General features: G+C 63.5%; 9 protein-coding genes and 2 tRNA genes. 9 read left to right on the top strand and 2 right to left on the bottom strand.

Translation table 11 applies throughout. From position 1 onward, the window contains the following. The 9 genes from Q0693_RS10655 to Q0693_RS10695 form a co-directional block, all read left to right on the top strand. Nucleotides 1-1,200: ABC transporter substrate-binding protein (locus tag Q0693_RS10655; RefSeq protein WP_298631733.1), on the top strand; the 1,200-nt coding region annotated here is incomplete at its 5' end. Nucleotides 1,201-1,255: 55 nt separating this feature from the next. Then, nucleotides 1,256-2,239 carry an ABC transporter permease gene (locus tag Q0693_RS10660; RefSeq protein WP_243029849.1) on the top strand — a complete coding sequence of 328 codons (984 nt, stop codon included), beginning with the start codon at nucleotides 1,256-1,258 and terminating at the stop codon, nucleotides 2,237-2,239. A gap of 8 nt (nucleotides 2,240-2,247) precedes the next feature. After that, entirely contained in the window at nucleotides 2,248-3,603 is a 1,356-nt protein-coding gene (locus tag Q0693_RS10665) for an ABC transporter permease (protein WP_243029847.1), read from the top strand. 72 nt (nucleotides 3,604-3,675) lie between these two features. Continuing rightward, nucleotides 3,676-4,695 carry an ABC transporter ATP-binding protein gene (locus Q0693_RS10670; protein ID WP_298631739.1) on the top strand — a complete coding sequence of 340 codons (1,020 nt, stop codon included), beginning with the start codon at nucleotides 3,676-3,678 and terminating at the stop codon, nucleotides 4,693-4,695. Beyond that, a complete protein-coding gene (locus Q0693_RS10675) occupies nucleotides 4,692-5,675 on the top strand; it encodes a dipeptide ABC transporter ATP-binding protein (RefSeq protein ID WP_298631742.1) in 984 nt (327 codons plus the stop codon). The genes Q0693_RS10670 and Q0693_RS10675 overlap by 4 nt, the downstream gene beginning before the upstream one ends. Nucleotides 5,676-5,723: 48 nt before the next feature. Beyond that, nucleotides 5,724-6,350 carry a CBS and ACT domain-containing protein gene (locus tag Q0693_RS10680; protein WP_243029843.1) on the top strand — a complete coding sequence of 209 codons (627 nt, stop codon included), beginning with the start codon at nucleotides 5,724-5,726 and terminating at the stop codon, nucleotides 6,348-6,350. Next, complete coding sequence (locus Q0693_RS10685) at nucleotides 6,344-7,480, top strand: acetoin utilization protein AcuC (RefSeq protein ID WP_298631746.1); 1,137 nt, start codon at nucleotides 6,344-6,346, stop codon at nucleotides 7,478-7,480. Before Q0693_RS10680 ends, Q0693_RS10685 begins: the two co-directional genes overlap by 7 nt. A gap of 4 nt (nucleotides 7,481-7,484) precedes the next feature. Further along, the gene (locus Q0693_RS10690; protein WP_298631748.1) at nucleotides 7,485-7,706 is read left to right on the top strand and encodes a MoaD/ThiS family protein; all 222 of its coding nucleotides are present in this window, start codon (nucleotides 7,485-7,487) and stop codon (nucleotides 7,704-7,706) included. Next, nucleotides 7,696-8,661: an ATP-binding protein gene (locus Q0693_RS10695; protein ID WP_298631751.1), complete on the top strand. Its 966-nt coding sequence runs from the start codon at nucleotides 7,696-7,698 to the stop codon at nucleotides 8,659-8,661. The genes Q0693_RS10690 and Q0693_RS10695 overlap by 11 nt, the downstream gene beginning before the upstream one ends. Nucleotides 8,662-8,695: 34 nt before the next feature. On the opposite strand, the gene Q0693_RS10700 is transcribed toward Q0693_RS10695, so the two are convergent. Further along, nucleotides 8,696-8,772: transfer RNA gene (locus Q0693_RS10700), tRNA-Val, on the bottom strand. A gap of 6 nt (nucleotides 8,773-8,778) precedes the next feature. Beyond that, nucleotides 8,779-8,853 (bottom strand) — tRNA-Cys (locus tag Q0693_RS10705). Nucleotides 8,854-9,067: the final 214 nt, after the last annotated feature.

Below are 9,067 nucleotides of genomic sequence, written 5' to 3' on the forward strand. Positions count from 1 at the left end.
TTTGGGCCCGTCTACCAAAAGGAGGGGGCCGAGGGCATCAAGAAGATGTGGACCCTCAACGAAAAGCCGGAGAACATCGTTTCCGGTGGGCCCTGGCTCATTGAAAGCTACCGGCCCGGGGAGCGCCTGGTTCTGAAGCGCAACCCCGCCTTCGGCGAGTTGAACAAGGACGAGGCGGGGAATCCCCAGCCTTACCTGGACCGCCGGGAGATTCGCATCGTTAAGGACACCAATGCCCAACTGGCGGAGTTCTTGGCGGGCAACATCGATGTGATGGCCCCTTCCACGGTGGACCACATCTCCCAGATCCGCCAGGCCATCCAGCAGGGCCGTTTGGACGCCACCATCAAGGTGAACGCTTCCCCGGTGGCCAGCAGCCAGTTCATGGTCTTCAACTGGAATAAGGCCTCGGATCCCTTCAAGCAAAGCCTCTTCCGCTCGGACAAGTTCCGCCGGGCCATGAGCCACATCGTCAACCGCCAGGCGGTGATTGATATCGTCTACGGCGGCCTGGGCACCCCCATGTACAGCAGCGTTTACCCGGTGCTCACCCAGTGGGTGAACCCCAAGGTGCCCAAATACGAGTACAACCTGCAGGAGGCGGCCAAGCTCCTGGCGGAGTTGGGCTTCACCAAAAAGGACAAGGAAGGCTACCTGGTGGACTCCAAGGGGAGGAGGCTCGAGTTCAACCTTTCCACCAACGCCGGCAACGTCCAACGGGAGCAGATTGCCAAGCTCATCGTGGACGAGGCCAAGAAGGTGGGGGTGAAGGTGAACTTCACCGCCATTGACTTCAACACCCTGGTGGGGCAGTTGCTCTCCTCCGGTCCCGACCGGCCCTTTGACGCCATCATCATCGGCCTTACCGGTGGGGGGCTGGACTGGCCCTTTGGCGCCAACGTGGTGCCCTGCAAGGGCAACCTGCACATGTGGAACAAGTCGGGCCAGTGCCTGGACCCCAGGGAGACGCAGCTGGATGCCCTCTACTCCCGTGGCCGTAGCGAACTGGACTTCAAGAAGCGGGTGGAGATCGGTTACCGCATGCAGGAGATTGAGGCCCAGCTTCTTCCCGTCATCTACATCGCCGGCCCCAACTACCATCCCGCCTGGAACAACCGCCTGGGTGGGGAGCACCCCGATGCCATCATCAGCAGCATCTGGGGCCAGCGGCAGCTGGAGCTGACCTTCATCAAGAAATGAGCTAGTTGTACGGTATCCCCGGGGTCCGCTGACCCCGGGGATACTTTGGGAAGCCATGACCGCATACATCCTTCGCCGAATCCTCTACCTGGTGCCCACCTTTTTTGGGGCCACCTTTTTGGCCTTCCTCATCATCCAGTTGGCCCCTGGGGACTACCTGACCCAGCTGGAGCTGGACCCCAAGGTGACCCCCGAGACCATTGCCCGCCTCAGGTCCCAGTTTGGCCTGGACCGGCCCATCCATGAGCAGTATCTCCTGTGGATGCATAACCTTTTGCACCTCAACCTGGGCTATTCCTTCGCCTACCAGGCCCCGGTGCTGGACATCGTCTGGCCCCGGGTGGTCAACTCCATGGTTATCGTGGTGCCATCCACCCTTTTCCTATTCCTGGTGGCCATTCCCGTAGGGATCTACGGGGCCTTGCGCCAATACTCCCTGGGGGACCGGGTGATCTCCTTTCTGGCCTACATTGGCTTGGCCATCCCCAACTTTTTCCTGGCCCTGATCTTCATGTACCTGATCCTGCAGGTCTACTTCCGCACGGGGGTGATGGTTTTCCCGGTGTCGGGCATGACCAGTAGCGGCTTTGAGCAGTTTGACCCTTGGAAAAAGATCCTGGATATCGCCTGGCATGCGGTGATTCCCATCATCGTGGTAACCACCAGTGACATCGCGGGTTTTTCCCGGGTCATGCGGGGGCAGATGCTGGAGGTGCTCTCCCAGGATTACATCCGCACCGCCCGGGCCAAGGGCTTGGCGGAGCGGGTCGTGGTCTACAAGCATGCCCTTAGGAACGCCGTCATTCCCTTTGTGGCCAACATAGGGGGCATTTTGCCTGGGCTGATTTCGGGGGCGGGGCTGGTGGAGGTGGTCATGGCCTGGCCTGGGATCACCCCGCTCCTTCTGGACTCATTGCAGCAACAAGACCTTTACATGGTGGCCGGCTTCCTCACCATAGGTCTAGTCCTCCTGATGGTGGGCAATCTGCTTTCCGACCTCCTTTTGACCTGGGTGGACCCCAGGATTCGTTACGAGTAGAGGGCTCTATGCGGGCATCTGCTGCCAAAACCCCCCAATCGCAAAGCCTCACCCAGGTGGCCTTGCGCCAGTTCCGCAAGCACCCGCTGGCGGTGTGGGGTCTCAGGATCCTTCTGGTGCTCTACACCTTTGCCCTTTTTGCCGGCTTCTTTACCCCTTACGATCCCAACTATTACGAGCTTTACCCCCCTAAGGGGCACCACCCGCCCACCCGCATCCATTTTGTGGATCCAGAGACGGGAAAGCTAAGCCGGCCCTTTGTTTACGCTACGAAGCGGAGCATTGACCCCGTTTCCTTGCAGCCGCGCTACGAGGAGGATCCTTCCCAGGGCAAGTTCTACCTGCGGTTTTTCGTGCGCACCCCCGACCAACCCTACACCATCCTCAGGGTGTTTCGTTCCGATTTGCGCCTTTTCGGGGTGGATCCCCCAGGCCGCATCTTCTTGATGGGCACGGATAACTTTGGCCGTGACCTCTATAGCCGCCTGGTCTATGGGGGGCAGGTTTCCCTTACCATTGGCATCCTTTCCGCCCTGGTCTCCTTCGTTTTGGGCCTGGTGCTGGGAGGTATTGCCGGGTATTTCTCCGGCCGCCCCTTCGCCCTTTCCCTACCTCTTCGGGCGTGGCGGGGACGTGGTTGGCTTCTTGGGCCTCTCTCTTGGGCCATCTGGGGTGGGTTGGCCCTTGGAGCCTTGTACCTGGCTTGGACCTACTACTCCCTCACCGGCCTGGGAGTGCTTCAGTTGCTGGCGGCCGGGGTGGCTTTGTGGTTCGCCTTTTTTCTCCTCAAGACGTTGCCCTTCCGGCCCCTCCTCTTGGACCCGGATAACCTGATCATGCGCCTGGTGGAGATCATCGCCGCTATTCCCACCCTTTTCCTTCTCATCTCCTTGCGGGCGGTTTTCCCCACCAACATTGACCCGCTTTTCACCTTCTACCTGGTGGTGGGCCTACTGGGGTTCATCGGCTGGGGCGGGCTGGCCCGGGTGGTGCGGGGGATTGTGCTTTCGGTGCGGGAGATGGACTACGTGCAGGCGGCAAGGGCCTTGGGGGCTTCCGATGCTCGGATCATTGCCCGCCACGTGTTGCCGGCCACCGCCAGTTACATCATCGTGAGCCTCTCCTTGACCATCCCGGGTTTTATCCTGGGGGAAAGCGGGCTTTCCTTCTTGGGGCTAGGGGTCACGGAGCCCTACACCAGCTGGGGGCTTCTCCTGCAAGCGGCCCAACAGGGCGGTTTTGCCAGTTTTGTGGACCGCCCCTGGGTGCTTTGGCCGGGGTTTTTCATCTTTGTTTCCATCATGGCCTGGAACTTCGTGGGGGATGGTTTGCGGGATGCCTTTGACCCTAGGCGGAGGCGGTAGCCCCTTCTCTTTTGACTGGGTATGGCGTATAACGGGTGAGGTGTCTAGAGGGCGGTGCCCGAAGGAGTGCGCATGGACGAAAAACGGCTACTGGAGGTGAGAGACCTTAAAGTCCACTTCTTCACCGATGATGGGGTGGTGAAGGCGGTGGACGGGGTTTCCTTCCATGTGGACAAAGGGGAAACCCTGGCGGTGGTGGGGGAATCGGGTTCGGGGAAGAGCGTGACGGCTCTTTCCATCATGCGGCTCATTCCCACGCCCCCGGGAAGGATCGTGGGTGGGGAGATCCTCTTCCGCGGCAAGGACGGGGAGGTGCGGGACCTGGCCAGGCTTTCTGAGGCGGAGATGCGCAGGATTAGGGGCAACGACATCGCCATGATCTTCCAGGAGCCCATGACCTCCTTAAACCCCGTGTACACGGTGGGGGACCAGATCGCCGAGGCCATCATGCTCCACCAGGGGAAAAGCCGCAAGGAGGCCATGGAGCTTGCCGCCCACATGCTGGACCTGGTGGGGATTCCTGAGGCCAAGAAGCGCCTTGCCAACTACCCCCACCAGATGTCGGGCGGGATGCGGCAGCGGGTGATGATCGCCATGGCCCTTTCCTGTAATCCCTCCCTTCTCATTGCGGATGAGCCCACCACTGCTTTGGACGTGACCATCCAGGCCCAGATCCTCGAGCTGATGAAAAAGCTCCAGGAGGAGATCGGGATGAGCATCCTCTTCATCACCCACAACCTGGGAGTGGTGGCGGAGATGGCGGACCGGGTGGTGGTGATGTACGCAGGGCGGGCGGTGGAGGAGGCGGATGTGGTGCCCCTTTTCAAAGACCCCTTGCACCCCTACACCCGGGGGCTTTTGCACTCCGTGCCCCGCTTGGACCTGGCGGCGGAGCATAAGGAGCGCCTCGAGGCCATCCCCGGCAACGTACCCAACCCCTTGTACCTCCCCCCGGGGTGCGCCTTCCACCCCCGGTGCAAGCACTACGTGGAGGGCCTTTGCGACCGGGAGGTCCCTCCCTTGGAGGGCACGGGTGACGGCCGCCAGGTGCGGTGCGTGCGCTGGCGGGAGATCCGGGAGGTGCGGGCATGAGGGAGAACCATGTCCTCCTGGAGATCCAGGACCTCAAGAAGCACTTCCCCATCCGCGGTGGGATCCTCTCCCGGGTGGTGGGGAGCGTGAAGGCGGTGGACGGGGTTTCCTTCGCCATCAAGAAGGGAGAGGTCCTGGGCCTGGTGGGGGAGTCGGGTAGCGGCAAGACCACGGTGGGCCGCACCCTGCTCCGCCTCATTGAGCCCACGGGGGGGCGGATCCTCTTTGAGGGACAGGACATCACCGACCTGCCCAAGGACAAGCTCCGCCCCTACCGCCGGCGGATGCAGATCATCTTCCAGGACCCCTTTAGCTCCCTAAACCCCCGCATGACCGTGGGGGATATCATCGCCGAGCCCCTCATCATCCACGGCCTGGGCAAGACGCCCCAGGAGCGCACGGAGAGGGTGGCGGAGCTCTTAAAGCTGGTGGGGCTTTCCCCGGACCACATGCGCCGCTACCCCCATGAGTTTTCCGGTGGGCAACGGCAAAGGATCGGCATCGCCCGGGCCCTGGCGGTGGCCCCGGAGTTCATCGTGGCCGATGAGCCGGTTTCCGCCCTGGACGTGTCCATCCAGGCCCAGGTGGTGAACCTCCTCCAGGACCTCAAGGAGGAGCTGGGCCTCACCCTGCTTTTCATCGCCCACGACCTGGCGGTGGTGGAGTACATCTCCGACCGGGTGGCGGTGATGTACCTGGGTAAGGTGATGGAGATCGCCTCCTCCCGGGAACTTTACCGGAACCCCAAGCACCCCTACACCGAGGCCTTGCTCTCGGCGGTGCCCATCCCCGACCCCACGGTGAAGCGGGAAAGAATCGTTTTGCAAGGCGATATTCCCTCGCCCATCAACCCGCCCTCGGGCTGTGTCTTCCGCACCCGGTGCCGCTACGCCCTTCCCGAGTGCGCCCAGGTGGTGCCCGAGCTCAAAGAGGTGAGTCCGGGCCACTACAAGGCCTGCATCCGGGACGATATCCTGTAGGCCTTGGGGCCAAGGCCCCGGCGGATCCCGCCGGGGTATACTCTTCCCATGCTGGTCAAGGACGTGATGCGCTCGCCCGTGCTCACGGTGGAGCCGGGGATGACCCTGGAGGAGGCCTACCGCTTTCTCTTGGAAAAGGGTATCCGCCACCTTCCGGTGGTGGCCGAGGGAAAACTGGTGGGCATCCTCACCGACCGCGACCTACGGCTGGCCATGAGCCACCTGAACCCCGGCGGCCCCCTTCCCGGCTCCACCCCGGTGGCGGCGGCCATGACCCGGAAGGTGGTTACCGCCCACCCTCTGGATCCCGTGGAGGAGGCGGCCCGGGTGATGCGGGAGGGGAAGATCGGCTGCCTTCCGGTGCTGGAGGATGGCCGGTTGGTGGGCATGGTCACGGGCATTGACCTTTTGGATGCCCTCCTCAGGCTCACCGGGGTCACGGAGCCCTCAGGCCGCCTCGAGGTCCGCCTCCCCGACCGGGTGGGGGAGCTGGCCCGGCTCACGGGGTTTCTGGCGGGCCGGGGGGTCAATATCCATTCCCTGCTTTCCTACCCCGAGGATGGGGGGTTCGTGCGGGCGGTGGTGCGGGTGAATACCCTGGAGACCCATCTCCTGGCGGAAGGCCTGCGCCAGGAGGGCTTTGAGGTGATCTGGCCCCCCAGGAAGCCATGGTGATCTACCGGGACGAGTACCGCCTCTACGACTTCGGCCCGGGCCACCCCTTTAGCCCGGTGCGTCTGGAGATGCTCACCTCCCTTCTGCAGGCCTTGGGGGTGTGGCGGCAACCCTTGGAACCTCCCGAGGCCACCCGGGAGGAGGTGCTTACCGTGCACTCCCAGCGCCTGGTGAAACGGGTGGAGGCGGCAAGCCGGGGGGAGAGGGTGCCGGATTTGGAGTACTACGGCCTGGGCACCGGGGATACCCCGGTCTTTCCCGGCATGGACCGGGCGGCCAGGATCCTGGTGGGGGGCACCTTGGAGGGGGCCCGGCGCATCTTGGCCGGGGAGAAGCGGGTCCTGCAACTGGGCGGAGGCCTCCACCACGCCCAGTACGACCGCGCCAGCGGGTTTTGCGTGTACAACGATCTCTCCGTGGCCATCCGCCACCTGACCCAAGCGGGCTTGCGGGTGGCCTATCTGGACATAGATGTGCACCACGGGGATGGGGTGCAGTGGATCCACTACGAGGAAAAGGGGGTTCTAACCCTAAGCCTCCACGAAACCGGCCGCTACCTCTTTCCCGGGACCGGGCACGTGCACGAGATCGGCCGGGGGGAGGGGGTGGGGAGGAAGCTGAACCTTCCCCTGGAGCCCTTCACCGAGGACGAAAGCTACCTGGAGGTTTTTGAGGCCCTGGTGCCCTGGGCCCTAGAGGCTTTCCGCCCCGATGTGTTGGTGGTGCAGTCGGGGGCGGACGCCCACTACCAGGACCCCTTGGCGGACCTCCTCCTCACCACCCGGGCCTACGAGGCAATCCTTCGCCTAATCCTGGAATACGCCCAGGCCTACACGGGGGGAAGGGTGCTTTTCACCTTGGGGGGTGGGTACAGCCTGGATGCCACGGTTAGGGTCTGGGCTCTCCTATACTTGGTCTTCCACGGTTTACCCCTCCCCGAACGCCTGCCTGAGGGGTGGCTTAAGGAGTGGCAAGCCCGGCTGGAGAAGCCCTTGACCCCTACCCTTCACGACCCCCAGGCCCCCCGCGCCCCATACCCGGAAATCCCCCGCAAGGAGGAGATCGCCCGCCGAAACCGCCTCACCCTGGAGAGGCTCATGGAGCTTGTGCGTCCCCACCTGGTACACTAGCGGGATGAAGGTGGTGTTGCGCCTGCCCGAGCGCAAGGAGGTGGAGGTGAAAGGGGATAGGCCCCTGAAGGAGATCCTCCTGGAGCTGGGCTTGAATCCGGAAACGGTGGTGGTGATCCGGGGGGAGGAGCTCCTCACCCTGGACGAGAGGGTGGGGGAAGGGGAGACCCTCGAGGTCCTCTCCGCCATCTCCGGGGGCCAGGGGTGGGGCGGCCATGGTGTGTAAGGTCTGCGGCCAAAAAGCCCAGGTGGAGCTGAGGAACCGGGGCTTTGCCCTGTGCAAGGAGCACTACCTGGAGTGGTTCGTCAAGGAAACCGAGCGGGCCATCCGCCGCCACCGGATGCTCCGGCCGGGCGAGCGGGTTTTGGTGGCGGTTTCCGGGGGCAAGGATTCCCTGGCCCTTTGGGATGTGCTTTGGCGGCTGGGTTACCAGGCGGTGGGGCTTCATCTGCAGCTGGGGATTGGGGGCTACTCGGAGAGGAGCCTTCAGGTCACGCAACGCTTTGCCCAGGACCGGGGCCTGGAGCTTTGGGTGGTGGACCTGCGCCAGGCCTATGGCTTTGGGGTTCCGGAGCTGGCCCAGCTTTCGGGGCGGGTGGCCTGTTCCGCCTGTGGGCTTTCCAAGCGCTACATCATCAACCAGGTGGCGGTGGAGGGGGGCTTCAGGGTGGTGGCCACCGGCCATAACCTGGACGACGAGGCGGCGGTCCTCTTCGGCAACCTCCTGAACCCCCAGGAGGACGCCCTGGTCCGCCAGGGGCCGGTGCTGCCCGAGAAGCCGGGCCTGGCGGCCCGGGTCAAGCCCTTTTACCGCTTTAGCGAGCGGGAGGTGCTCTCCTACACCCTCCTGAGGGGGATCCCTTACCTGCACGAGGAGTGCCCCAACGCCCAGGGGGCCAAGAGCCTCCTTTACAAGGAGGCCTTGAACCTGGTAGAGCGGGAGATGCCCGGGGCCAAGCTGCGGTTCCTCGAGGGCTTTCTGGATAGGATCCAGCCCAGACTCCAGGCTGGCGAAGAAGTAGCCCTAAGTGCCTGCGAGCGCTGCGGCTATCCCACCACGGGGGCGGTGTGCTCCTTCTGCCGCATGTGGGATGCGGTGTACCGCCGGGCCAAGAAACGGCGCCTTCTTCCCGAGGAGGCCGAGTTCCCACCCCGGGCGCCGGTGGTGCCCGGGGGGTAAGGCAATCCCCCGGGAGGAAACTCCCGGGGGTTCTTGGTGGGCGCGAGTGGACTTGAACCACCGACCCCTACCGTGTCAAGGTAGTGCTCTGGCCACCTGAGCTACGCGCCCGTACCTTGGAGGCGCCGGCCGGATTCGAACCGGCGAATGGAGGTTTTGCAGACCTCTGCCTTACCACTTGGCTACGGCGCCAAGCCGTAAGGTATGGTAGCACGCGGGGAAAAACCCTGTCAAGGAAGCCCGTCCTCATAGGGAAAATGCTATGATGCCAGAGAGTGGCTGAGGTCTTTGTTCGCCTGCGACGTGGAAGATGGCCCCTTTCCAAAGGCCTTTTGGTGGAGGCCCTTCTGCCCTTGGGGGTGCCCCTGGAGGCCGCCCAGGCCGTGGCCCATACCGTGGAGGAGCG

The sequence above is a fragment of the uncultured Thermus sp. genome (genome assembly GCF_938010445.1).
GTDB lineage: Bacteria > Deinococcota > Deinococci > Deinococcales > Thermaceae > Thermus > Thermus altitudinis.